The 22,407-nt window shown below is 69.6% G+C and carries 25 protein-coding genes and 1 pseudogene; 8 read left to right on the top strand and 18 right to left on the bottom strand.

Translation table 11 applies throughout. From position 1 onward, the window contains the following. Positions 1–188 precede the first annotated feature (188 nt). The 5 genes and pseudogenes from pdxA to FXO19_RS15025 all read left to right on the top strand — a co-directional run. Entirely contained in the window at positions 189–1,208 is a 1,020-nt protein-coding gene (gene pdxA, locus FXO19_RS15045; RefSeq protein ID WP_149195937.1) for a 4-hydroxythreonine-4-phosphate dehydrogenase PdxA, read from the top strand. Next, entirely contained in the window at positions 1,205–1,543 is a 339-nt protein-coding gene (locus FXO19_RS15040) for a tRNA-binding protein (protein ID WP_149195936.1), read from the top strand. Before pdxA ends, FXO19_RS15040 begins: the two co-directional genes overlap by 4 nt. After that, positions 1,540–2,346 (top strand): 16S rRNA (adenine(1518)-N(6)/adenine(1519)-N(6))-dimethyltransferase RsmA, encoded by an 807-nt coding sequence (rsmA, locus tag FXO19_RS15035; RefSeq protein WP_255516453.1) that lies wholly within the window; start codon positions 1,540–1,542, stop codon positions 2,344–2,346. The genes FXO19_RS15040 and rsmA overlap by 4 nt, the downstream gene beginning before the upstream one ends. 35 nt (positions 2,347–2,381) lie before the next feature. Next, positions 2,382–2,765 carry a Co2+/Mg2+ efflux protein ApaG gene (apaG, locus tag FXO19_RS15030; RefSeq protein ID WP_149195934.1) on the top strand — a complete coding sequence of 128 codons (384 nt, stop codon included), beginning with the start codon at positions 2,382–2,384 and terminating at the stop codon, positions 2,763–2,765. A gap of 25 nt (positions 2,766–2,790) precedes the next feature. Then, a pseudogene (locus FXO19_RS15025) lies at positions 2,791–3,606 on the top strand (symmetrical bis(5'-nucleosyl)-tetraphosphatase); the annotation flags it as partial. Positions 3,607–3,643: 37 nt separating this feature from the next. On the opposite strand, the gene FXO19_RS15020 reads toward FXO19_RS15025, so the two are convergent. From FXO19_RS15020 to FXO19_RS15000, 5 genes are all read right to left on the bottom strand, one after another. Beyond that, positions 3,644–4,162: a dihydrofolate reductase gene (locus tag FXO19_RS15020; RefSeq protein ID WP_187775807.1), complete on the bottom strand. Its 519-nt coding sequence runs from the start codon at positions 4,160–4,162 to the stop codon at positions 3,644–3,646. 94 nt (positions 4,163–4,256) lie between these two features. Next, entirely contained in the window at positions 4,257–5,051 is a 795-nt protein-coding gene (locus tag FXO19_RS15015; protein ID WP_149195932.1) for a thymidylate synthase, read from the bottom strand. Further along, complete coding sequence (gene lgt, locus FXO19_RS15010; protein ID WP_149195931.1) at positions 5,051–5,974, bottom strand: prolipoprotein diacylglyceryl transferase; 924 nt, start codon at positions 5,972–5,974, stop codon at positions 5,051–5,053. Before lgt ends, FXO19_RS15015 begins: the two co-directional genes overlap by 1 nt. Positions 5,975–6,005: 31 nt before the next feature. Continuing rightward, a complete protein-coding gene (locus FXO19_RS15005) occupies positions 6,006–6,785 on the bottom strand; it encodes a TerC family protein (RefSeq protein ID WP_425481486.1) in 780 nt (259 codons plus the stop codon). A gap of 42 nt (positions 6,786–6,827) precedes the next feature. Next, on the bottom strand, positions 6,828–7,208 hold the full coding sequence (locus FXO19_RS15000) for a diacylglycerol kinase (RefSeq protein ID WP_149195930.1): 381 nt from the start codon (positions 7,206–7,208) through the stop codon (positions 6,828–6,830). Positions 7,209–7,473: 265 nt separating this feature from the next. On the opposite strand from FXO19_RS15000, the gene FXO19_RS14995 reads away from it, so the two are divergent. After that, on the top strand, positions 7,474–8,205 hold the full coding sequence (locus FXO19_RS14995) for an SGNH/GDSL hydrolase family protein (RefSeq protein ID WP_149195929.1): 732 nt from the start codon (positions 7,474–7,476) through the stop codon (positions 8,203–8,205). A 141-nt stretch (positions 8,206–8,346) separates the two neighbouring features. Beyond that, a complete protein-coding gene (locus FXO19_RS14990) occupies positions 8,347–8,736 on the top strand; it encodes a hypothetical protein (protein WP_149195928.1) in 390 nt (129 codons plus the stop codon). A 174-nt stretch (positions 8,737–8,910) separates the two neighbouring features. Here FXO19_RS14990 and FXO19_RS14985 read toward each other — a convergent pair whose 3' ends face one another. The 13 genes from FXO19_RS14985 to nudE all read right to left on the bottom strand — a co-directional run bounded on the left by FXO19_RS14985 (position 8,911) and on the right by nudE (position 20,862). Next, positions 8,911–9,564, bottom strand: a complete 654-nt coding sequence (locus FXO19_RS14985) for a C40 family peptidase (RefSeq protein WP_149195927.1) — start codon at positions 9,562–9,564, stop codon at positions 8,911–8,913. A 159-nt stretch (positions 9,565–9,723) separates the two neighbouring features. Further along, on the bottom strand, positions 9,724–10,101 hold the full coding sequence (locus tag FXO19_RS14980) for a VOC family protein (RefSeq protein WP_149195926.1): 378 nt from the start codon (positions 10,099–10,101) through the stop codon (positions 9,724–9,726). A 52-nt stretch (positions 10,102–10,153) separates the two neighbouring features. Further along, positions 10,154–10,801, bottom strand: a complete 648-nt coding sequence (locus tag FXO19_RS14975; protein ID WP_187775806.1) for an RNA polymerase sigma factor — start codon at positions 10,799–10,801, stop codon at positions 10,154–10,156. A gap of 48 nt (positions 10,802–10,849) precedes the next feature. Beyond that, on the bottom strand, positions 10,850–11,860 hold the full coding sequence (locus FXO19_RS14970) for an isoaspartyl peptidase/L-asparaginase family protein (protein ID WP_149195924.1): 1,011 nt from the start codon (positions 11,858–11,860) through the stop codon (positions 10,850–10,852). Between the two features lie 111 nt (positions 11,861–11,971). After that, positions 11,972–13,207, bottom strand: coding sequence for an ABC transporter permease (locus tag FXO19_RS14965; protein WP_149195923.1), 1,236 nt, complete (start codon positions 13,205–13,207; stop codon positions 11,972–11,974). Positions 13,208–13,366: 159 nt separating this feature from the next. Next, a complete protein-coding gene (locus FXO19_RS14960) occupies positions 13,367–14,059 on the bottom strand; it encodes an ABC transporter ATP-binding protein (protein WP_149195922.1) in 693 nt (230 codons plus the stop codon). Then, positions 14,056–15,576, bottom strand: a complete 1,521-nt coding sequence (locus FXO19_RS14955; RefSeq protein ID WP_149195921.1) for an efflux RND transporter periplasmic adaptor subunit — start codon at positions 15,574–15,576, stop codon at positions 14,056–14,058. The genes FXO19_RS14960 and FXO19_RS14955 overlap by 4 nt, the downstream gene beginning before the upstream one ends. Before the next feature lie 119 nt (positions 15,577–15,695). After that, positions 15,696–16,967: a sensor histidine kinase gene (locus tag FXO19_RS14950; protein ID WP_149195920.1), complete on the bottom strand. Its 1,272-nt coding sequence runs from the start codon at positions 16,965–16,967 to the stop codon at positions 15,696–15,698. Between the two features lie 28 nt (positions 16,968–16,995). After that, the gene (locus FXO19_RS14945; protein ID WP_149195919.1) at positions 16,996–17,709 is read right to left on the bottom strand and encodes a response regulator transcription factor; all 714 of its coding nucleotides are present in this window, start codon (positions 17,707–17,709) and stop codon (positions 16,996–16,998) included. A gap of 273 nt (positions 17,710–17,982) precedes the next feature. Next, positions 17,983–18,285, bottom strand: a complete 303-nt coding sequence (locus FXO19_RS14940) for an Mpo1-like protein (RefSeq protein ID WP_149195918.1) — start codon at positions 18,283–18,285, stop codon at positions 17,983–17,985. Positions 18,286–18,482: 197 nt separating this feature from the next. After that, positions 18,483–19,325 (bottom strand): nucleoside triphosphate pyrophosphohydrolase, encoded by an 843-nt coding sequence (gene mazG / locus FXO19_RS14935; RefSeq protein ID WP_149195917.1) that lies wholly within the window; start codon positions 19,323–19,325, stop codon positions 18,483–18,485. 201 nt (positions 19,326–19,526) lie between these two features. Then, positions 19,527–20,321, bottom strand: coding sequence for a 3'(2'),5'-bisphosphate nucleotidase CysQ (gene cysQ / locus FXO19_RS14930; RefSeq protein ID WP_149195916.1), 795 nt, complete (start codon positions 20,319–20,321; stop codon positions 19,527–19,529). After that, positions 20,308–20,862, bottom strand: coding sequence for an ADP compounds hydrolase NudE (nudE, locus tag FXO19_RS14925; protein ID WP_149195915.1), 555 nt, complete (start codon positions 20,860–20,862; stop codon positions 20,308–20,310). Before nudE ends, cysQ begins: the two co-directional genes overlap by 14 nt. 38 nt (positions 20,863–20,900) lie before the next feature. Here nudE and bioA point away from each other — a divergent pair, with 38 nt between their 5' ends. Continuing rightward, positions 20,901–22,298: an adenosylmethionine--8-amino-7-oxononanoate transaminase gene (gene bioA / locus FXO19_RS14920; protein ID WP_149195914.1), complete on the top strand. Its 1,398-nt coding sequence runs from the start codon at positions 20,901–20,903 to the stop codon at positions 22,296–22,298. Positions 22,299–22,407 lie beyond the last annotated feature (109 nt).

Here is a 22,407-nt window from a genome sequence, read left to right as displayed (position 1 = left end):
CGAACGCCCGATGCACGCGGACATCCTGTCCGATAGCGACGCCGCAACCGGACGTCTGCTCCGGCACTTCGGTACCGCCCGGCGTGACCGCCGGATGCCGATATCGTCGGCTCCGGGAGCCACGACGCCACGATTCGCCACGGCCACAGGCCGACCGCCACCGAGGCGCGACATGACCCATCCCGTATATGGCCACGGACGCTAGACCCCGACTCGCACTGGTGCCCGGAGAACCGGCCGGCGTGGGACCGGAACTGGCGATCGCGGCGCTGCGCCACGCAAGCGACGCGGAACTCGTGGTGTTCGGCGACGGCGCCGCGCTCGCCAGGGCGGCACAGACGCTCGGGACCAGCGTGCGCTTCCACGCCGCGGATGCGGACCGGGATCGCCTGGGCGCCGACGGCGTGCGCCTGGTCGAGGTGCCGAACGCGGTCGCGCCGACGTTCGGCACGCCTGACCCGCGCAACGCCCGCAGCGTGGTGATCGCCCTGCGGATGGCAGCCGAAGCCTGCATCGCCGGCGAGTACGAGGGCATCGTCACCGGCCCGGTGCACAAGGCCACGATCAACGCCGGCGGCATCGCCTACACCGGCACCACCGAGCTGCTGGCCGCGCACGCCGGGCGCGAGGTGGTGATGATGCTCGCCAACGACATCGTCCGCGTCGCCCTGGCCACCACCCACCTGCCGCTGCGCGCGGTCGCCGACGCGCTGACGGCGGATCGGCTCGAACGGACGCTGCGGATCCTGCACGCCGGGCTGCGCGGCGATTTCGGCATCGACAATCCAACGATCGCGGTGCTCGGCCTCAATCCGCACGCCGGCGAGGACGGCCATCTCGGCCATGAAGAGATCGAAACGATCGCGCCGGTGCTGGCCAAGCTGCGCGCCGACGGCATGCGCCTGACCGGCCCGCTGCCGGCCGACACCGCCTTCCTGCCGCGCAAGCTGGCCGCGGTCGACGCGGTGCTGGCGATGTACCACGACCAGGGCCTGCCGGTGCTCAAGTACAGCGGCTTCGAACAGGCGGTGAACCTGACCCTGGGCCTGCCCTACCCGCGGGTGGCGGTCGACCATGGCACCGCGCTCGACCTGGCCGGCAAGGGCACCGCCGATCCATCCAGCCTCATCGCCGCGGTCGACACCTGCGTGCGCATCGCGCGCATCCGCCGAACGCACCTCCACCGAAAGGGGGAATCGGACGCATGAACACGATCAGCTGGGACGACTTCATGAAGGTTGAGCTGCGCGTCGGCCGGGTGCTGTCGGCCGAGCCGTTCCCGCAAGCGCGCAAGCCGGCCTACGTGCTGCGGGTCGACTTCGGCCCGGAAATCGGCGTGCGCAAGTCCAGCGCGCAAGTCACCGCTCTGTATCGCCCCGAGGAGTTGGTCGGGCGGCTGGTGGTGGGCGTGGTGAACTTCCCCGCCAAGCAGATCGGGCCGCTGATGTCCGAATGCCTGGTCACCGGCTTCCACGACGCCGACGGCCACGTCGCGTTGTGCGTGCCGGACCGGGAAGTGCCCCTCGGAACGCGGCTGCTGTGAGCACGCGCGAGAATGCCACGACGTTCGGCCGCGCCAAGAAGGCGCTCGGGCAGCACTTCCTGCACGAGCGCGGCTACATCGACCGCATCGTGCAGGCGGTCGATCCTCGACCGGGCGAGCGCCTGGTCGAGATCGGTCCCGGGCAGGGCGCGCTGACGCTGCCGCTGCTGCGCCGGCACGGCGCACTGACGGTGATCGAGTTCGACCGCGACCTGATCGCGCCGCTCGCCGCCGCCGCCGAAGGCGTGGGCGAACTGGCGATCGTCCACCGCGACGTGCTCGCGGTCGACCTCACCGCGCTCGCGGCCGACGGCGGCCCGCTGCGGCTGGTCGGCAACCTGCCCTACAACATCTCCTCGCCGATCCTGTTCCACGCGCTGGACCACGCCACGGCGATTCGCGACATGCACTTCATGCTGCAGAAGGAGGTGGTCGATCGCATGGGCGCGGCCCCCGGCAGCAAGGTCTACGGCCGCCTCAGCGTGATGCTGCAGGCGCGCTGCGAGGTGATCCCGCTGTTCGACGTCCCGCCCGGCGCGTTCCGGCCGCCGCCGAAGGTGGATTCGGCGGTGGTGCGGCTGCTGCCGCGCCCGCCGCAGGCGCTCGGCATCGACGACCCGGCCCGGTTCGCCGCCGTCGTCCGCGCCGCCTTCGGCCAGCGCCGCAAGACCTTGCGCAACGCCCTGTCGGGCGTCTGCGACGCCGCCGCCATCGCCGCTGCCGGGGTCGACCCCACGTCCCGCGCCGAGCAGCTGGCGGTGGCCGATTTCGTCCGCCTGGCGAACATTTCCGGCCCGCAGTAGTCGAACCCTTCACCCGCGGCCATTACACTGGCGAGATGGACGAGACTGCCGACTACACCCTGGAAATCCAGATCGCGACGCGCTTCCTCGACGACGAGTCCGAACCCGAGCGCGATCGCTACGTATTCGCCTACACCATCCGCATCCGCAATCTCGGCCGCCTGCCGGCCCAGCTGCTGCGGCGCCACTGGATCATCACCGACGGCAACGGCAAGGTCGACGAGGTGCGCGGCGACGGCGTGGTCGGGCAGCAGCCGCGGATCGAGCCCGGCGAGCAGTTCGAGTACACCTCCGGCGCGGTGCTCGAGACCGCGGTCGGCAGCATGCAGGGCAACTACGACATGATCGGCGACGACGGCACCTTCTTCGATGCACCGATCCCGCCATTCACCCTGTCCGTGCCGCGTACGCTGCATTGAGGCCGACGCGCATGGCGGGCAGCGAATGAGCGTCTGGGCGATCGGCGACCTGCAGGGTTGCTACGCACCGACCCAGCGCCTGCTGGAACGGATCCGCTTCGACCCGGCCGCCGATACGTTGTGGTTCTGCGGCGACCTGGTCAACCGTGGCGGCGAGTCGCTGGAGACGCTGCGGCTGGTGCACACGTTGCGCGCGCACAGCCACGTGGTGCTGGGCAACCACGATCTTTCCCTGCTGGCGATCGCCGAACGCGACGAGGCGCAGCAGCGCCGGGTCAACACCGACCTGCAGCGGGTGCTGTTCGCCGACGACCGCGACACGCTGCTGGACTGGCTGCGCGGCTGTCCGCTGCTGCATGCGGACCGCGACCTCGGCTGGATGATGGTGCACGCCGGCCTGGCGCCGAAGTGGACCACGCAGATGGCCGAGGGCCACGCGCGCGAGGTCGAGCGCAGGTTGCGCGGCGACGGCTACCGCAAGCTGCTCAAGAACATGTATGGCGACCGGCCGGACTGGAACCCGGGGCTGAAGGGCATCGAGCGCGAACGCGCGATCGTCAACATCTTCACGCGCATGCGCTACTGCACGCCGCGGGGGCGGATCGCGATCGAGGAGAAGGGCGCGCCGGGCACCCAGGCCGCCGGCCTGTATCCCTGGTATGAAGTCCCGGGCCGGGCCGAGCGCGACCTAAAGATCGCCTGCGGCCACTGGTCGACCCTGGGGCTGTTCATCGGCCACGGCGTGCACGCGCTCGACACCGGCGCGGTGTGGGGCGGCAAGCTGACCGCACTGCAGCTCGACAGCGAAGAGCTGCGTGTCGTGCAGGTGCCGGGGCAAGAGACGAAGTAACCCGCAAGCGGGAAGAAGCGTTGATTGCCTACCCCGGCCCCGCCTGCCCGTCGCGTCTGACGTAGTCCACGAAGGTGAACGCATGCGCGTGGCGGGCGTCGGCCGGCCTGGACTCACGCGCCTCGACGCGCCACTGCGCGGCATCGAAGGCCGGAAAGAACGCATCCGCGTCCTCCACCCGCGTATCGACGTGGGTCAGGGACATGCGCGTCGCCAGCGGCAGCGCCAATGCATAGATCTCGCCGCCGCCGATCACGCATAACGTACCCGCGGGGTCCGCCTGCGCGCGGACCACGGCTTCGGCCAGCGAGCCGATCGCCTCCATGCCGGCAAACGGCGCGCGCGCACGGCGTGTCATTACCAGATTGCGCCGGCCCGGCAGCGCGCGGCCGAGCGATTCCGCCGTCCGCCGCCCCATCAGCACCGGCTTGCCCAGCGTCAGCGCCTTGAAGCGCTTCAGGTCGTCCGGCAGACGCCAGGGCAAGGCGTTGCCGCGGCCGATGGCACGGTCACGGTCGAGTGCGGCGATCAGGGCGATCTCGGTCATGGTCGTGACATCGGCATCATGGGCGGCAGGCACGGCGAACGCGCATCTTTTGCGAGCCTAGTCCGTGGCCACAAGCTGGGCCAGGCGACACCGCTCAGACCGCCACCGGCGCCTTGATCGCCGGATGCGGGTCGTAGCCCTCGACGGCGACGTCGTCGTAGGTGAAGGCGAACAGGTCGTCGACCTCCGGATTCAGCCGCAGCGTCGGCAGCGGCCGCGGCATGCGCGTCAACTGCTCGCGCGCCTGCTCGAAATGGTTCGAATACAGGTGCGCATCGCCGAGCGTGTGCACGAAATCGCCGACGCCCAGGCCGGCCACCTGAGCCACCATGTGGGTGAGCAGCGCGTAGCTGGCGATGTTGAACGGCACGCCGAGGAAGATGTCGCCGCTGCGCTGGTACAGCTGGCAGCTGAGCTTGCCGTCGACCACGTAGAACTGGAACAGCACGTGGCACGGCATCAGCGCCATCCGCGGCAGGTCGGCCACGTTCCAGGCGCTGACCAGCAGCCGGCGCGAATCGGGATTGCGGCGGATCTCGTCGACCACCCAGCGAATCTGGTCGATCTCGCCGCCGTCGGCGCCAGCCCAGCGCCGCCACTGCTTGCCGTAGACCGGCCCCAGCTCGCCTTCGGCGTCGGCCCACTCGTCCCAGATCGAGACCTTGTTGTCCTTGAGGTAGGCGATGTTGGTCTCGCCCTTCAGGAACCACAGCAGCTCGTGCACGATCGAGCGCAGGTGCAGCTTCTTGGTGGTGACCAGGGGGAAGCCTTCGGCGAGATCGAAGCGCATCTGCCAGCCGAACACGCTGCGGGTACCGGTGCCGGTGCGGTCGGACTTGTCGGCGCCGTGTTCGAGCACGTGCCGCAGCAGTTCCAGGTACTGGCGCATCAGGAGGTCTCCGGTGTTGCGGCTTTCCCGGGTGCCTGCGGCTGCAACACCGGCGCGCCGCGCGACTTCCACAGCCAGAACGCGCCCACCAGGATCAGCGGCAGGCTCAGCACCTGGCCCATGGTCAGCCAGCCGAAGGCCAGATAGCCCAGGTGCGCATCCGGCTCGCGCACGAACTCGACCAGGAAACGGAACACGCCATAGCCCAGAGCGAACAGCCCCGAGATCGCATAGCGCGCACGCGGCCGCCGCGACGCCCACCACAGGATGCAGAACAGCACCAGGCCCTCGAGGAACGCCTGGTACAGCTGCGAGGGATGCCGCGCGAACGTGTCCAAAGCCCCGGACTCGTGCAGCCTGCGCAGGGCGTCAGGGCCCAGCTCCCGATATTGCGGAGGCAGACTGCCGGGAAACACCACGCCCCAGTCGCCGCCGGTCGGCTTGCCCCAGAGTTCGCCACCGATGTAGTTGCCCAGACGGCCGAAACCGAGACCCGGCGGCACGATCGGCGCGGCGAAATCCATCAGGTCGAAGAAGTGCAGGCGGTGCTTGCGCGCCCATAGCCAGCACGCGATCAACACGCCCAGCAGGCCGCCGTGGAAGCTCATGCCGCCGTCGGTCACCCGCAACAGCAGCAGCGGATCGGCCAGGAAATCGCCGAATGCGTAGAACAGCACGTAGCCGATGCGGCCGCCCAGGATCACGCCGAGCATGCCGTAGAACATCAGGTCACCGAACGCGTTCTCGTCGACGCCCGGCAGCCGGCCCGCGCGGATCCGGCTGCGGCCGAGCAACCAGGCAACGACGAACGCGACCACGTACATGATCCCGTACCAGTGCACCTGCGGATGGAAGGCGCGGCCGAACAACTCGACAGCGGGCAGCGAAATCGCAACCGGATCGATCTGGTGCAGATGCGTCATCGGGTATCGACTCCTCGGAACGGCTGGGGGGTCATCGCGGCATCGGCCGCCGCGGCTCATCCACCGGCGGCGGCGTGATGCCCGCCCGGCGCATGGTATTGCGCTTGGCCCACAGGTTGAGGATCTCGACCAGCGCCGAGAAGCCCATCGCGCCATAGATGTAGCCGCGCGGGATGTGCGCCTCGAATCCCTCGGCGATCAGGTAGGCGCCAATCAGCACGATGAAGGCCAGCGCCAACATCTTCACCGTCGGGTTGGCGTCGATGAACCGGCCCAGCGGCTGCGCCGCCAGCAGCATCACCGCGACCGCGATCAGGATCGCGGCCACCATCACCGGCACGTATTCGGCGGCCATGCCGACCGCGGCGATCACCGAGTCGAGCGAGAACACGATGTCGATCACCGCGATCTGCGCGATCACCGCGCCGAACGACACCGCCGCCTTGCCGGCGACATGGCCGGCCTCGTCCTCGCCGCCCCCGACCTGCTCGCGGATCTCCAGCACGCCCTTCACCACCAGGAACAAACCGCCGAGGATCAGCACCAGGTCGCGCACGGAAATACCGTGGCCGAACAGTGCGAACAGGTCGTCGGTCAACCGCGCCAGCCAGGCCAGCGTCAGCAACAGGCCGATGCGGGTGATGCAGGCCACCGCGATCCCGAACTTGCGGGCGAACTCGCGCTGCGCCATCGGCAGCTTGCCGACCGCAATCGAGATGAACACCAGGTTGTCAATGCCGAGCACAATCTCGATCGTGCTCAGCGTCAGCAGCAGGATCCAGACCTGCGGGTCAGTCAACAGCGCCATCATGCGTTACGTTTCCTCGTGTTCTTTGCGGTGGCACGCGCAGCGTTACAGCCAGCGCGGCATCAGGATCAGCGCCCAGGTCGCGCCTGCGTTGAGCAGCCCGACGAACACCGCCGCCGAGCCCATGTCCTTGGCACGCCCGGCCAGCTCGTGGTGCTCGGGGCCATAGCGTTCGATGACCGCCTCGATCGCCGAGTTCAACAACTCGATGGCCAGGACCAGCAGGCAGCTGCCGAGCAACAGCGCGCGCTCGACGCCGTTGCCGCCCAGCCACAGCGCCAGTGGCGCGAGCACCGCCAGCAGGTAGACCTCGAGCCGGAACGACGACTCGTGCAGCCACGCCGCGCGCAGGCCCTGCAACGACCACAGCGTGGCCTTGAGGATCCGCTCCGGCCGGCGCGGCAGGTGCCCGAATTCGTCGGCCACGGGACGGCCGTCAAACTGCGCGCCGGGCGAAACGGCCGGCGTAAGCGGGAAGGACGAGGGTCTGGCGGGCGACGGCGCGGCGGCCGAAAGGGGACTGCTCGGGAATCGGCTGCATGGGACTCGGGCGGTTCTGGCCAGGCCGGAATGGAGACATTCTGCCATAACGCTCGCCACTGCCGATGACAGTTGCCCGGCAACGGACCCGGGTTTGCAAAGCCCGCGGCCGGCTGCTTCACTGGCGCTTCGAGCCGCTTCCGGAGCCGACATGCCACCGCGCCCAACGCCGTTCCTGTCCGCCATCCTGGCAGCACTGCTGCTCACCACCGGATGCGCCGCCAGCGGAACGCCGGCCACCGTGGCCGCCGCCGGGGCGACGGACAGCGGCGTGCCGGCGCTCGATCCGGTGTCCGCGCCGGAATGGGCCGGAGACATGGCGCGCTTCGCCGCCGAGGACGCGGCCAGCCCGCCGCCGGCGCACCCGGTGGTCTTCACCGGCAGTTCCTCGGTGCGGTTATGGACGACCCTGGCCGAGGACTTTCCGGACCAACCCGTACTCAACCGTGGCTTCGGCGGCTCGCACGTTCGCGACGCGGTGCACTACGCCGACGAAGTGGCGATCCGCTACCGCCCTGGCCGGATCCTGATCTACGCCGGCGACAACGACACCATGGACGGGCGCAGCCCGCAGCAGGTGCTGGCGGATTTCCAGGCCTTCGTCGCCCGCGTCCACCACGACCTGCCCGGCACGCCGATCGCCTTCATCGCCATCAAGCCCAGCCCGTCGCGGGCCCACCTGCTGCAGGTGCAGCGCGCGTCCAACGCACTGGTGCGGGACTGGGCGGCGCGGACACCGGATGTCGACTACATCGACGTGTTCACACCGATGCTCGGCGCCGACGGCCAACCGCGCCCGGAACTGTTCACCGAGGACGCGCTGCACATGAACGCACAAGGCTACGCGCTGTGGCGCGACATCATCGCGCCGTACCTGCGCTGACATGCCGCCGGTACCGGCCGCCATCCGGCGCGCCGTCCTGCGGCCTCACGCGTTCCTGAGCCGGGAGCTGCGAGCATCGCGCCCATGCCCAGGATCGTTGCCAATCTCGGACTCGTCCTTGCCCTTGCCCTGGGAGTTGCCATGAACGACGCATTCGCACGACCGGCCCTGCAATCGCTGCAGCCGGACGACGACGACTACGCGCCCCTGCTCGCACTCGCCGGCAGCCCGCTGGTCGCCGAATTCGGTCCGCACGCACGGATCGAGGTGGAGCGGCTGGACCGGCTCGGCAACTGGGTGTTCCTGCTGGGCCGGATGCGTGCCGCCGAAGGCGGTCCGCTGCCGCTGGACGGCACGCGCTACGCCGAACGTGCCGTGCAGGGCGGGATGTCGGACACCTATGCCGCCCTGCTCAAGCGTCGGCCCGAGGGCGACTGGGAGGTGGTCGACCACACCATCGGCCCAGGCGACGTGGCCTGGCTCGCCTGGCCGCCGAAGCATGGCGCGCCCGCGGCGCTGTTCGGCTTCTGAGGCAGGCTTGTCCTTCGTAGGAGCGCGCGATGCCGCGAGTGCCGGCAGGATCCGGTGGATGCCGCGATGCCCGACCGACAGGCGCGCCGGTCACCGGAGTTCGCGGGCGGCGCAGTGCCCGCGGCATCGCGCGCATGGCGCGCTCCTACGGAGGATCAGCAGCCTCGGGCCGGGTCAGCGCGGCGGAGTGATGATCTCGTAGCGTCCCGAGGCGCCGCCCCAGCTCACCCGCTGCGATCCATCCGCATTGACGTTGTTGGAACCGATGAATTTCGGCTGGCCATTCTCGAATCCGGCGAACAGCACCACGTGCGACTGGCCGTCGCGCTGCATCAGCACCACGTCGCCGGGCCGGGCATTCTGCAGCGACACCGTTTGCCAGCCGGCGCCCTTGAGGTTGCCCGCGAGCACGTCGACCGAGGCGCTGGCCTGGCCGGCGTTGATCAGCCCGGCCTTCTGCAGGCATGCCGAGACGAAGTTGGCGCAGTTGACGTTGTTCGGCACCCATGACTGCATCGGCAGCTCGTCGCTGTGCTTCAGCTCGCCGGCGTTGCGGCCGAGGAACTGCTCGGCGATCGCCGCGGCGTTGTTGCCGCTGACGGTTCTTGGCCCGGCGACCGTCTCCGGTCCGGACACCGGGCCGGTACCGTCGGCGTTGGCGTCGTTGGTATCGTCGGACAGCCGCAATGTGTCGCCGGCGTAGATCAGGTCGGGATCGCGGATCTGCGAATTCAGCGACATCAGCGTGCTCACGCTGCTGCCGTAGCGGGCGGCGATCTGCGATAGCGTGTCGCCCCAGACGATGTTGTGGCTGCCGATGGCGGTCATGTGCGCGCTCCTGCCGTGGACCGGTGCCCTTTCCGGAGATTCGAGGGCATGCCACCGAGTGTCGAGGCGGCCGTGACGCGGCACAACATGGGGCCGCCCCGGATGGGGCCGACCCTAGGGCCATCCACGGCGATGGATGCGGCGCAGCGCAGCGCGGCCTCAACCCGAACGCGGCGCGCCTGCCGGCTGGTAGAGGCTGAGCACGTTGCCATCCGGATCGAGGAAATCCAGCGACAGCCCACCGTCCGGCGCCTCGCTGACCGGCACCACGATCTCCACGCCCTTCGCGGCCAGCGCCTGCGCGCAGTCGTCGATGCCACCGGCAAGGCTGAACACCGCGATCGGTGTCTCGCCTACCCGGGCTTCCCGCTGGATGAACACGAGCGAGACCGGCCCTGCCTGGGCGACGGCGAACGGTCCGTCGTGTCCGTCCATGAGGGCCACCTCCAGCCCCAACGTATCGCGATAGAACGCGATGCTGCGCTCCAGTCTGGAAACGAAGAACACCACGGTTTCGAGCTTGGCTTGGCCGAGCATGACCCTCTCCTGTGTGGGTTGTAGGACCTGTTGGCGCTTTCCGAACAGGCCTTCATTCGTTGCCGCCGGGGCCGGAAGTGTGAGCATGCCGGCGGACCAGGAGCAGATGCCCGTCCTCGTCGTGGGTGCCGAGCGCGGCACGCCCACCGAGCGCGGCCTTCAGTGCGCGTCGCACCAGCCCAAACTGCAGGTCGGCGCTGCGCGCCGGATCGCGCACGTCGGCCAGCGCCCGCGCCTGCGCCCGCAGGTCGGGCGAGGCGAGATCGAGCGATTTGCGGATCGAGGTCAGGCGCTGGCGGAAGGCGGCGGGCGAGAGTTCGAGAACCCACCGAATTTCCTCCGGCGACAACCCGTGCAGAGCGAGCACAGCCACCTGGCGCGCCGCGGGTGGAAGTTGCCGCAACACCTGCGGCGCGGTGCAGGGGGCGGCGACCGATTCCACCGCCGACGCATCATGCCCGGCAGATGCGCCTGCCTCGGCAAGCCGATCCCGGCGTCGCGCACGCACCGCGCCGCGGATCGCCAGCGCCGCCTGGCGGCGCAATACCCCCGCCAGCCATGGCGGATCGGCGCGTCCGGCGCGCCACGCCGCCAGCAGCACTTCCTGCAGCAGATCCTCGGCATCGGCCGCATTGCGCGTCAGCTTCCGGGCCTGGTCGCGCAGCGTGCGATACGTCTCGCGATCGATCGCGGGCATCATTGCGGCGCTCCGGCCGGCCATCGACGCATGTCCGCGCGGCGCTCGCCGTCAGTCGCGCTCGCGGAACACCGCGGTGCCGCGCGAGCCGTCCGGCTTCACCCAGCCGCGGTACATGCCGGACGTGTTGAACGGCATGACGATGTTGCCGTCGGCGTCCAGCGCGATGACGCCGCCGTCGCCGCCGTGCTCGGGAATCACCCGCATCACCACCGCGTCGGCCGCTTCCTGCAGCGACTGTCCGCCATAGGCCACGCGCGCGCAGATGTCGTGCGCCACCGCGTTGCGGATGAAGAACTCGCCCCAGCCGGTACCGGACACGCCGCAGCGGGCGTCGGCCCAGGTACCGGCACCGATGATCGGCGAATCGCCCACCCGGCCCCACTTCTTGTTGGTCATGCCGCCGGTGGAGGTGGCGGCGGCGATGTGCCCGTGCGCGTCCAGCGCGACCGCGCCGACGGTACCGAAATAACGCCCGCGCAGGTCGGCAGGAACGTCTGCCTCGGCCTCGGCACGCTCGCGCTGCTGCGCACGCTCCAGTTGCTCGCGCCGGAGCTCGGTGTCGAACCAGTCGTTCGCCACCCGCTCCAGGTCGTCGTGGTCGTCGGCGAATCGCTCGGCGCCGTCGCTGATCAGCATCACGTGCGGTGACTGCTCCATCACCCGGCGGGCGAGGCGGATCGGGCTGCGCACGGTGCGTACCGCCGCCACCGCGCCGGCGCGACGGGTGTGGCCTTCCATGATCGATGCGTCGAGCTCATGGCGGCCCTCGGCGTTGAACACCGCACCCTTGGCGGCATTGAAGCGCGGAGACTCCTCCAGCACCCGCACCGCCGCCTCGACCGCGTCCAGCGCGCTGCCGCCGTCCGCCAGCAGCGCATGGCCGGCATCCAGCGCGCGATCGAGGTCGGCGCGGATCGCGGCCTCGACGTCCGCGCTCAGCGTGTCGCGTTCGATCACGCCGGCACCGCCGTGGATCACCAGGGCGACGCGGGAAGCCGGTTCGTCTTGCGCGTATGCCGTCATTGCGGTCGCCAGCAACAGAAGGATCAGGAAACGCATGTCTTTGCCTCGATTAAAACCAGAGGATAAGGCAGAAATGAGTGGAGAGGAGCGAGAAACGAGCAAAGGCAACCCCTCTCGTTTCTCACTCCTTTCCACTCACTCCTCGCCCTATTGCTGTCTCAATGCCTCGATCGGGTCCAGCTGCGAGGCCTTGCGCGCCGGGTAGTAGCCGAAGAACAGGCCGGTGGCGATCGAGAAGCCGGCGGCGAGCGCGATCACCTGGCCATTGAGCTGCACCGGCAGCGCGCCCAGCCGGCCGACCAGCAACGCGCCGGCCACGCCCAGCACGATGCCAATCGCGCCGCCGATCAGCGAGATCAGCATCGCCTCGGCCAGGAACTGCCGGCGCACGTCGGAGGGTCCGGCGCCGACGGCCATGCGCAGGCCGATCTCGCGGATGCGCTCGGTCACCGAGACCAGCATGATGTTCATGATGCCGATGCCGCCGACGATCAGCGAGATCGTCGCCACCGCGCCCAGCAGCAGCGACATCAGCCGCGTGGTCGCGGTGCGGGTGGCGACGATCTCGGAGATGTTGCGCACGGTGAAGTCGTCCTCGTCGCCGGGATCGATGCGGTGCCGCTGGCGCAGCAGCGCCTCGATTTCGCCCTGCACGTAGGGCAGGTCGTCGGCGTCGCGCACCGTCAGCGCGATCTGCATGACCGCGTTCGGCGGCAGGCCCATCGCGCCGAGCAGCCGGCGGCGGCCGGTTTCCATCGGCACCATCACCACGTCGTCCTGGTCCTGGCCGAACCCGCCCTGGCCCTTCGGCTCGAGCGTGCCGACCACGGTGAACAGCACCCGCCCCAGGCGCACGGTCTCGCCGATGCCGCTGTCCTCGCCGAACAGCTCGCGGCGCACGGTCTCGCCGAGGATCACCACCTTGCCGGCGCCGGTGTAGTCCTGCGGCTGGAAGCCCTCGCCCTCGGCCAGGCGCCAGCCGTTGATCTCGAAGTAGTCGGGCTGCACGCCCTGCCAGGTCGCGGCCCAGTTGTTCTCCGCGAACACCACCTGCGCATTGCCGCGCAGCGACCCCGAGACGTACTGCACTTCCGGGATCTCGTTGCGGATCGCCTCCACGTCGCCCTCGCTGAGGGTAAAGAAGCTGCTGGCGCTCATGCGCGCGCCGCCGGGTCCGCGCCGCGAGCCCGGAGAGATGTCGAGCCGCTGCGAGCCCAGCCCGGAGACCAGGTTGTCGATCTCCGACTGCGTCCCCTGCCCGACCGACACCATCACGATCACCGCCGCGATGCCGATGATCACGCCGAGCGAAGTCAGCGCGCTGCGCATCCAGTTGCCGCGCAGGGCGAAGATTGCGGTACGCAGGACGTCGGCGAAGTTCATGGGTGTCGTGATTCGTGATTGGTGATTCGTGATTCGCAAACAAGCAAGACGCACTGTCGGCGCCATGCCGGGCACCCGGCGGGCGTAGCGGATCCTCGGTGTCCTGACTGCCTCTGCTTCACGCTCCTGCTCTCCCAATCACGAATCACCAATCCCGAATCACCGCTCTTCATGCATCTCACCGTCACGCATCGCAAAGATGCGGTCCGCATGCGCGGCCACCTCGGCGTCATGCGTGATCAGCACCACGGTGTGATCGTCGTCGCGCAGGCGCTTGAACAGGGCCATGATCTCCTCGCCGGTGCGACTGTCGAGCGCGCCGGTGGGCTCATCGGCGAGCAGGATCGGCGGGCGGTTGATCAGCGCGCGTGCGATCGCCACCCGCTGCTGCTGGCCGCCGGACAGCTCGCTGGGCCGGTGCGACGTGCGATCGCCCAGGCCGACCGCGATCAGCGTCTCGTGCGCGAGTTCGCGCCGCTCGTCCGGCGGTACCTGTGCGTAGCCCAGCGGCATCGCCACGTTCTCCAGCGCCGACATCCGCGGCAGCAGGTTGAAACCCTGGAACACGAAGCCGATCTTGTCGCGGCGCAGCACCGCCAGCTCCTCGGCATCGAGGGTGGCGACATCGATGCCGTCGCACAGGTACTGGCCGCTGCTGGGCGTATCCAGGCACCCGACCAGGTTCATCAGCGTCGACTTGCCGGAGCCCGACGGCCCCATGATGGCGACGAAATCGCCGCGCCCGATCCGCAGGTCGACATGCCTCAGCGCCACCACCTCGGCCTGGGTGCCCGGCGAGTAGACCTTGCCGAGCGCCCGGGTCTCGATGATCGGGACCTCCGCTTCGGTCACCGCGCACGCTCGCCGGTAATGATGAGATCGCCCTCGGCGATATCGCCCGCGACCTCGGTGCTGCTGCCGTCGCTGGCGCCGACCCGCACCATGACCATCTGCGGCCGGTCGTCGACCAGTTTGTACAGCGGTGCGCGGCGCGCCCCCAGCAGGGCCGCCAGCTCCCGATCCCACTGCGCACGCTGCGCCTCGTCGAGGGTGTCCCGGAACGCGGCGAAATCCTGCTGGTAGCGCTGCAGCAGGCGCTGGCGCATCTGCGCCGCGTCACCGCCGCCGCCCGGGCCGCCGGTGACGATGCGCATGCTGCCGCCTCCGCCGCCGAACATGCCTGGGCCGCCGCCGCTGCGAGGCGCGGCCTGGCGTGCGTTCATGCGTTCACGGATCGCGGCCAGCGCCGGCTCGAATTCGGCGCGCTGCGGTGGCGTGAGCTCGAGCGCATCGGCCAGCCGCGCCAGATCGTCGGCGACGCCGCCGCTGCGCGCCGGCGCGCCCTGCGGGGGCGGCGCCTGCGCATCGGTGGGCTTGTAGCGAAGCGCGGCGTTCGACACTTTGAGCACGTCGTCGCGCCGGCTGACCAGGATCTCGGCGTTGACCGTCAAGCCCGGCAGCAGGGTGCCGTCGCTGTTGTCCACGCTCACCACCACCGGATAGGTGATGACGTTGTTGGTATCGGTCGCCGACAATCGGACCTGCTGCACCACGCCGCGGAACTGGCGCTCGGGGAAGGCGTCGACCGTGAACGACACGTCCTGACCCTTCTGCACCTGGCCGATGTCGGCCTCGTCGACGCTCAGCTCGATCTGCATCTTGCTCAGGTCCTCGGCGATGGTAAACAGCTCTGGTGCCTGCAGGCTGGCGGCCACGGTCTGGCCGGGCTCGATGGTGCGGGTGAGGACCACGCCGTCGACCGGCGAGCGGATCACGGTGCGGTCGAGATTGACCTGGGTGGCCTGGGTGGAAGCGGTCTGCTGCCGGATCTGCGCCTGTGCCGAGGTGACCTGGGCGCGCGCCTGGTCGAGGGCGGCGCGCGCCTGGTCGACGTCGCTGCGCGCGACCAGCTGCCGCCCGCCGAGATCGGCCTTGCGCCGGTGGTCGAGCTCGGCATTGCGCAGCGTGGCCTGCGCCTGCGCCAGTGCGGCGCGCGCGGCGGCGATCTGCGCATTGCCCTGGTCGATCTGCGCCTGGTAGGTGCTGGGATCGATGCGCGCGATCACCTGGTCTTTCTCGACGGTGTCGTTGAAGTCCACCAGCACGTCCGTGACCTGGCCGGAGACCTGGCTGCCGACAATGACCGTCGAGGTCGCGCTGAGCGTGCCGGTGGCCGAGATCGCCACCCGGATGTCGCCGCGCTCGATCTCGGTGGTGCGCCAGGTGCCCTCGTCGGCGCCCGTGCGCCCCTGCTGCCACACCCACAGGCCAGCGGCCACGGCGAGTGCCACGGCGACCAGAACCAGATTGCGGAGAAGCTTCGACCGGGTGGTGCGCGGGCGCGCGGGCTTGCGGCGGGTTGGACTCATCGGGTGTCGGTCATCGGAGGTCATGGCAGGAACGCGCCGCACCGGTCGGCGTTGACACGGTGGGCCAACGCCGCTTGAACGGCTCGGCAGCGCCGCCGGGAAGTAGGCCCGGCAGCCCCTCAGGCAAAGCGAACGACCGCGGTGGTGCCCTGCCCCGGCAGGCTGTCCAGCGACACCGGCCAGCCGAAGCGTTCGCCCAGCCGGCGTACGATCGACAGTCCCATGCCCTTGCCGCCGGCCGCGAACTGGTCGGCACGGTAAAACGGATCGTAGACCCGCTGCAGGATGTCCGGCGACATGCCGATGCCGGTGTCGCGCACGGTGATGCGGTCTTCGGCGATCGCCACCTCGATACTCCCGCTCTCGGTGAACACGCAGGCATTGCTGAGTAGGTTGCCGAGCATCACCCCCAGCACCCGCGGCGGCGCGTGCAGGCGCGGCGCGGCATCGCCGGTCACGCACAGCTCCACCGGCTTGCCCGCCAGCAGCGGCCTGGCCCGGTCGACCTCGTCCAGCACCACCTCGCGGACGTCGAACTCCTCGCCCTGCGGCGCGATCTGCGCCTCCCGGGCCAGGATCAGGAAGGCATCGATCACCGCTTCCATGTCGCGTCCGGCACGCTGGATGCGCTGCAGCGAGCGGTGCGAATGCGCCGGCATTCCGGGATCGGCCAGCAGCATGTCGGTGGCGACCCGGACCACTGTCAACGGCGTGCGCAGTTCGTGGCTGGCGTCGCGGGTGAAGTCACGCTCGCGCTGCACGAATGCCCTGACCCGTTCGGACAGGTCGCGCAGCGCGCCGCTGAGCTGGCGTACTTCACTGCCGACGTCGCCGGGGACCCGTTCCGGCGCCAACCTGCCGGCGTCGACCGCATCCGGCTCCCAGTGCGAGACCTCGTTCGCCAGCCAGCTCACCGGCGCCACCAGCCGCCGCGACGTGCGGTAGGTCATCCAGGTCACCAGGTACAGCGCCAGCATGGCGGTCAGCATCAGCGCCAGCGCGCCGCTCCAGAGCACGCGCTTGGCGTGGGCGAAGGACATGCTCACGTACAGGCGGCCCGCCGGCCGCTCCTCCACCAGGACTTGGCGGTCGAAACCCGGCAGCTGATGGACGCCCGGCCGCAGCGGGCGCAGCACCGACGGCAGATCCGGCGGGAGGGTGCCCGGCGCGGCGAAATAGATCTCGGTGACGTCGGTACGCGGCGCAAGATGCGCGCCACCGGCCGCATGCGCCGCCCAGTACTCGTCCGCCTCGGCCCGCAGCCTCGCGTCGATCAGCACCCGCACCGCAACGGCGCAGGCGAGGGTGACGCCGATCACGATCGCCAGGCTTGCCAACGCCGCCTGCATCAGGAACGCGAAGCGCAATTTACGGGGCAGACCCTGCGGCATGATGCGTGACCCGACAGCGACGGCGTTGTCAGTTCGGCGACTGCTCGATATCGGCGATCCGGTAACCCGCACTCTGCACCGTATGCAGCAATGGCCGATCGAACGGCTTGTCGATCGTTTTGCGCAGGTTGTAGAGGTGGCTGCGCAGGGTGTCGGAATCCGGCAGGCTGTTGCCCCAGATCTCGCGCTCGATCTCCTGGCGGCTGACCACCCGCGGCGACTCGCGCATCAGGATCGTCAGCAGCTTGAGACCGATCGGCGAGAGCTGTAGTTCCTGGCCGGCACGGGTGGCGCGCAGGCTGGCCGGGTCCAGCACCAAATCGGCGACCTTCAGCACCTCGGACCCGACCTGCCGGCGCTCGCGGCGAATCAGCGCCCGCAGCCGCGCCTCCAGCTCCTGGATGGCGAACGGCTTGGTCAGGTAATCGTCGGCGCCCGAACCCAAGCCGGTCAGTTTCTCGTCGAGGGTGTCGCGTGCGGTCAGCATCAGCACCGGGGTGGACTTGCGGGCCTCTTCGCGCAGGCGCTTGCAGACCTCGATCCCGTCCAGCCGCGGCAGCATCAGGTCCAGCACGATCACGTCGTAGCTGTTCTCCGACGCCAGACGGTAGCCGTCGAGGCCGTCGGCCGCGTAATCGACCTCGAATCCGCGGCCCTCGAGATATTCGCCGACCATTTCCGAAATATTGCGATTGTCCTCGACGATCAGGATCAGACCGCCAGGTTCCTGGTTTCCGCGCATACCGACTCCGAATGGAAAAGGGGATTCTTCAGGTTTGTGAAGAATGCCGCCCCGCCGGTGCAGAGGTTGTGAAGAAGTTGTTGCGTGGCCGATGTCACCCCTGACTAACGCATTCGGGGACAGGCTTTAGACATCCCGACCAACAGCGTTTCGGGGCGGGCTCTCGCTACGCCCCCGGCCCATGGCGCAGCGCCTGGGCGTTCGGGCGGAAGCCGCAGGCCCTCACCCCGCAAGCAGGAGAAGGGACCTGCCAACACTTGCACCGGAATTGCTCTAGAACCTGATCTTTCCCGTCAGGATGTCCTTGAACATCACCCAGTCCCCGACAAACGAATAAAGCGGATGCCGAAAGGTCGCCGGCCGGTTCTTTTCGAAGAAGAAGTGCCCCACCCAGGCGAACCCGTAGCCGCAGACCAGCGCCGCCAGCAGCCACCAACCGTTGCGCTGCCAGATCGCCACCGCCACCAGCACCAGCACGCCGCAGCTGCCGATGAAATGCAGCCGCCGCGAGATCTGGTTGCCGTGCTCGCTCAGGTAGAACGGATAGAACTCGCGGAAACTGTTGAAACGGCTCATTCGCGTTCCCTCCCGGGCTGCGCCGCGCGCGGGGAATCCATGATGGACGCCATGCCGACCGGGCACAACGGCGCGCCGACCGCCGGGCAAGGCAAGCCGGCGGAAGCGGCACGGCTCCCTCGCGGCGGCGTGTTGCCCGGTGCTGAACGCGCTTGCCTTGCCACATGTCGCATCGCCGGGCCACGCCGGCGTGCATCTCATTCGTCGGCGGCCTCGCGGTCGGCCGTCTCGGCGCGCTTGGCCCGCTGCCAGTACGCCTCCTGCTGTACCAGCGACAGCACCGGCAGCGACGTGCCGTCGCCCGCAGCCAGCGCCTCCATGCTGCGGAAGCGGCGCTCGAACTTCAGATTGGCGCGGCGCATCGCGGTGCCGACGTCGACCCGCGCATGCCGCGCCAGGTTCGCGGCGACGAACAGCAGATCGCCGATCTCCTGCTCCAGCCGCGCCTGCGCGGCGGCATCGTCCGGGTCGGCGGCAACCGCAGCGAATTCGGCGCGCACCTCCTCGATCTCCTCGTGCAGCTTGTCGATCACCGGCGCCGGAGCGGGCCAGTCGAAGCCGACCTTGGCGGCACGGTTCTGCAGCTTCAGCGCACGCTGCCACTCGGGCAGGCCGCGGGCGATGCCGGCCAGCGCCGAAGCGTCGGTCTCGCCGCCGGCCGCCCGTTCGCGGCGCTTGTGCGCCTCCCATTCGCGCGTCTGCGCCTCGGCGTCCTCCACCGAGGCACCGGCGAAGACGTGCGGATGCCGGCGCACCATCTTGTCGCAGATGGCGTCGACCACGTCGTCGAAGGCGAACGCGCCCATCTCCTCGGCCATGCGCGCGTGGAACACCACCTGCAGCAGCAGGTCGCCGAGTTCGTCCTTCAGCGCGGGCAGGTCCTCGCGGTCGATCGCATCGGCGACCTCGTAGGCCTCCTCGACCGTGTACGGCGCGATCGTGGCGAAGGTCTGCTCGACGTCCCAGGGGCAGCCGCCGTCGGGATCGCGCAGCCGCGCCATGATCTCGAGCAATTGCCGAATGTCGCCGTTTTCCTGCATGCCATCCTTCTCCAAAACATCCTGCCCTTTGTAGGAGCGGCTTCAGCCGCGACCGCCCCAGGCAGCCCGGTCGGTGGCGGCTACTGATAGGCGCGCCGCCGCGCGCTGCCAAGAGACACAAGGGCAGAGGGCATCTGCCGTCAACCTACGCCGGGTCGGGGCTGAAGCGCCTGCTACCGCCCGACCAAGACGCGGTTGCGCTCACAGCCAATCCCTCCACGGCAATTCGGGATCACCCAGGGCGATGAAATCACCGTTGAGCAGGGTATCGCGCTGGTTGTAGCGGAACGGGCGCCCGCGCGGATCGACCACCAGGCCACCCGCGCCCTCCAGGATCGCCTGGCCGGCGGCGGTGTCCCATTCACTGGTCGGGCCGAAGCGCGGATACACGTCCATGCGTCCCTCGGCCAGCCAGCAGAACTTCAGCGAGGATCCCAGGGCGACCGGCTCGGTGTCGCCGATGCGCGCCATCAGTGCCTCGGTGCGGCCGTCGCGATGCGAGCGGCTGGCGGCGACGCGCAGCGGTGCGTGCGCCGGACGGCGCGCGTGCAACGCGCGCTCGCTGGCGCCCTCGCACAGCCAGGCGCCGTGGCCGGGCGCGCCGTGCCATAGCGCACTGGTGACCGGCTGCTGGATCACCCCGAACGTGGCGACGCCGTCCTCGACCAGGGCGATGTTGACGGTGAATTCGCCGTTGCGCTTGACGAACTCACGGGTGCCGTCGAGCGGATCGACCACCCACAGCCGCGGCCACTGCCGCCGCAGCGCAACCGGCACAGTGTCCGCCGACTCCTCTGACAGCACCGGGATATCCGGCGTCAGCGCCGCCAGCCCCTCGACGATGCAGCGATGCGCGGCCAGGTCCGCGGCGGTCAGCGGCGAGGCGTCGTCCTTGTGCTCGACCGAGAATTCGCCGGCGTAGACGTGCAGGATCGCGTCCGCGGCCTCGCGTGCGATGGCGATCACGCCTTCGCGGATGCGGTCAGCGACCGGCATGGCGCTGCAGGTATTCGCGGGCGAGGAACAGCGCGGCGATCGAGCGGCCTTCCGAGAAATCCTCGCGCAGGATCAGCTCGTGCAGCGCGTCGAGCCTCCACGGCACCACTTCGAGCTCCTCCGGCTCGTCGCCGGGCAGGCGCTCGGGATACAGGTCGCGCGCCAACACCAGCCAGGTGAGATGGCTCATGTAGGTGGGCGCCAGCGTCAACGAGCGCAGCACCTCCAGCCGATGTGCGCCGTAGCCGGCTTCCTCCTTGAGCTCGCGGTCGGCGGCCTGCAGCGGCGTCTCGCCGGCGTCGATCCGACCCTTCACCAGCCCGAGCTCGTAGCGGTGCACGCCGGCGGCGTACTCGCGCACCAGCAGCACGGTGTCGTCGTCGATCAGCGGCACCACCGCCACCGCGCCATGGCCGCGTCCGTGCAGGCGTTCGAAACGGCGGCGCTCACCGTTGCCGAACTCCAGGTCGAGCCGCTCCATGCGGTAGGGGCCGGCGTCATGCTCGGTGATGGAGTGGATGATCGGCAGGCGGCGCGTCATGGTCGAAGTCCGGCTGCCGGCCGGGCGATAATGCCGGGATGACTGAGAAGCTTCACGATCCCGCCATTCTAGCCGACGCCGCCGACTGGCGCGCCCGCGACCTCGCCGTGCTGTGGCATCCGTGCACGCAGATGCGCGAGCATCCCGATACCCTGCCGCTGCTGCCGGTCGCAAGCGGCGACGGCGCCTGGCTGGTCGCGCCCGACGGCCGCCGCATGCTGGACGCGGTGTCGAGCTGGTGGACCAACCTGTTCGGCCATGCCGAGCCACGCATCGCCGAGGCGATCGCACGGCAGGCGCGCACGCTCGAGCACGTGATCCTGGCCGGCTGCTCGCACCTGCCGGCAGTGGAGCTGGCCGAACGGTTGCTGGCACTGGCACCGCGCCAGGCCGGCCGCCACCCGCTGGCGAAGGTGTTCTACGCCGACAACGGCTCGGCCGGTGTCGAGGTCGCCTTGAAGATGGCATTCCAGTGGTTCGTGAACCGCGGCGACGAGCCACGGCGGACGAAGTTCGTCGCGCTGGAGAACGGCTATCACGGCGAAACCATCGGCGCGCTGTCGGTCGGTGACATCCCGCTGTACCGACGGGTCTATGCACCGCTGCTGATGGAAACGCTGTTCGCGCCCTCGCCGGACGCGTATCTCGCCCGCGAAGGCCAGAGCGCCGCCGGCCATGCCGAAGACGCCGGCGACGCGCTGGCGCGCCTGTTCGACGAGCATCCGGGCGAGATCTGCGCGCTGGTGCTGGAGCCGCGCGTGCAGTGCGCCGGCGGCATGCGCATGTACGACCCGGTGTACCTGAAGCGCGCACGCGAGCTGTGCGACGTGCACGGCGCGTTCCTGATTGCCGACGAGATCGCGGTCGGCTTCGGGCGCACCGGCACGCTGTTCGCCTGCGAGCAGGCAGGCGTGATGCCGGACCTGCTGTGCCTGTCAAAGGGCCTGACCGGCGGCTTCCTGCCGCTGGCGGCGGTGCTGGCCACGCAGACGATCTACGAGGGCTTCCTCGACGAGTCGCGCGAGCGTGCATTCCTGCATTCGCACAGCTACACGGGGAATCCGCTGGCCTGCGCCGCGGCACTGGCGACGCTGGATATCTTCGAGGCCGACGCCGTGCTCGCGCGCAACCGGGTCACGGCGGAGAAGATGGCTGCGCTCGCCGCGCCGCTGGCGGCGCACCCGCACGTCGCCGACGTGCGCCAGGCGGGCATGATCGTCGCCTTCGAACTGACGGAAAACGGCGACCGGCGCACGCCGTTCGATCCCGCCCGCCGCATCGGGCTGCGTGCCTACCGGGCCGCGGTGGAACGCGGGGTGTTGCTGCGTCCACTCGGCGACATCCTCTACTGGATGCCGCCGTACTGCATCGACGATGACCAGCTGCAGCTGCTGGCCGAGACCACCCGCGCGGCGATCGACGAGGCGACGGCGTGAGCCGCCGGCTCGCCTGCGCGCGATCGCATCGGGTGCATGCCCGGGCCGTCGCCCGGGGCGTCGCCGCGCGACCCGGCAACAGCAAATCCCCCCCAGCCCCCCTTTTTCA

The sequence above is a fragment of the Luteimonas suaedae genome (assembly GCF_008312895.1).
GTDB classification, from domain to species: Bacteria; Pseudomonadota; Gammaproteobacteria; order Xanthomonadales; family Xanthomonadaceae; genus Luteimonas; species Luteimonas suaedae.
The sequence above is the reverse complement of the archived record's forward strand: the minus strand, read 5'-3'. Positions and strand labels throughout refer to the sequence as shown.

Excerpts from the sequence above, each read along its gene's own strand:
- bioA (WP_149195914.1), top strand. The coding sequence starts at position 20,901 with ATGACTGAGAAGCTTCACGATCCCGCCATTCTAGCCGACGCCGCCGAC.
- nudE (WP_149195915.1), bottom strand. The coding sequence starts at position 20,862 with ATGACGCGCCGCCTGCCGATCATCCACTCCATCACCGAGCATGACGCC.
- FXO19_RS14945 (WP_149195919.1), bottom strand. The coding sequence starts at position 17,709 with ATGCGCGGAAACCAGGAACCTGGCGGTCTGATCCTGATCGTCGAGGAC.
- FXO19_RS15020 (WP_187775807.1), bottom strand. The coding sequence starts at position 4,162 with ATGACCGAGATCGCCCTGATCGCCGCACTCGACCGTGACCGTGCCATC.
- FXO19_RS15040 (WP_149195936.1), top strand. The coding sequence starts at position 1,205 with ATGAACACGATCAGCTGGGACGACTTCATGAAGGTTGAGCTGCGCGTC.
- mazG (WP_149195917.1), bottom strand. The coding sequence starts at position 19,325 with ATGCAGGAAAACGGCGACATTCGGCAATTGCTCGAGATCATGGCGCGG.
- FXO19_RS14985 (WP_149195927.1), bottom strand. The coding sequence starts at position 9,564 with ATGACCGCCATCGGCAGCCACAACATCGTCTGGGGCGACACGCTATCG.
- cysQ (WP_149195916.1), bottom strand. The coding sequence starts at position 20,321 with ATGCCGGTCGCTGACCGCATCCGCGAAGGCGTGATCGCCATCGCACGC.
- FXO19_RS14955 (WP_149195921.1), bottom strand. The coding sequence starts at position 15,576 with ATGAGTCCAACCCGCCGCAAGCCCGCGCGCCCGCGCACCACCCGGTCG.
- FXO19_RS15005 (WP_425481486.1), bottom strand. The coding sequence starts at position 6,785 with ATGATGGCGCTGTTGACTGACCCGCAGGTCTGGATCCTGCTGCTGACG.
- FXO19_RS14975 (WP_187775806.1), bottom strand. The coding sequence starts at position 10,801 with ATGATGCCCGCGATCGATCGCGAGACGTATCGCACGCTGCGCGACCAG.
- FXO19_RS15015 (WP_149195932.1), bottom strand. The coding sequence starts at position 5,051 with ATGCGCCAGTACCTGGAACTGCTGCGGCACGTGCTCGAACACGGCGCC.
- FXO19_RS14995 (WP_149195929.1), top strand. The coding sequence starts at position 7,474 with ATGCCACCGCGCCCAACGCCGTTCCTGTCCGCCATCCTGGCAGCACTG.
- FXO19_RS14980 (WP_149195926.1), bottom strand. The coding sequence starts at position 10,101 with ATGCTCGGCCAAGCCAAGCTCGAAACCGTGGTGTTCTTCGTTTCCAGA.
- pdxA (WP_149195937.1), top strand. The coding sequence starts at position 189 with ATGGCCACGGACGCTAGACCCCGACTCGCACTGGTGCCCGGAGAACCG.
- FXO19_RS14990 (WP_149195928.1), top strand. The coding sequence starts at position 8,347 with ATGAACGACGCATTCGCACGACCGGCCCTGCAATCGCTGCAGCCGGAC.
- FXO19_RS14950 (WP_149195920.1), bottom strand. The coding sequence starts at position 16,967 with ATGCCGCAGGGTCTGCCCCGTAAATTGCGCTTCGCGTTCCTGATGCAG.
- FXO19_RS14940 (WP_149195918.1), bottom strand. The coding sequence starts at position 18,285 with ATGAGCCGTTTCAACAGTTTCCGCGAGTTCTATCCGTTCTACCTGAGC.
- lgt (WP_149195931.1), bottom strand. The coding sequence starts at position 5,974 with ATGACGCATCTGCACCAGATCGATCCGGTTGCGATTTCGCTGCCCGCT.
- apaG (WP_149195934.1), top strand. The coding sequence starts at position 2,382 with ATGGACGAGACTGCCGACTACACCCTGGAAATCCAGATCGCGACGCGC.
- FXO19_RS14970 (WP_149195924.1), bottom strand. The coding sequence starts at position 11,860 with ATGCGTTTCCTGATCCTTCTGTTGCTGGCGACCGCAATGACGGCATAC.
- FXO19_RS14965 (WP_149195923.1), bottom strand. The coding sequence starts at position 13,207 with ATGAACTTCGCCGACGTCCTGCGTACCGCAATCTTCGCCCTGCGCGGC.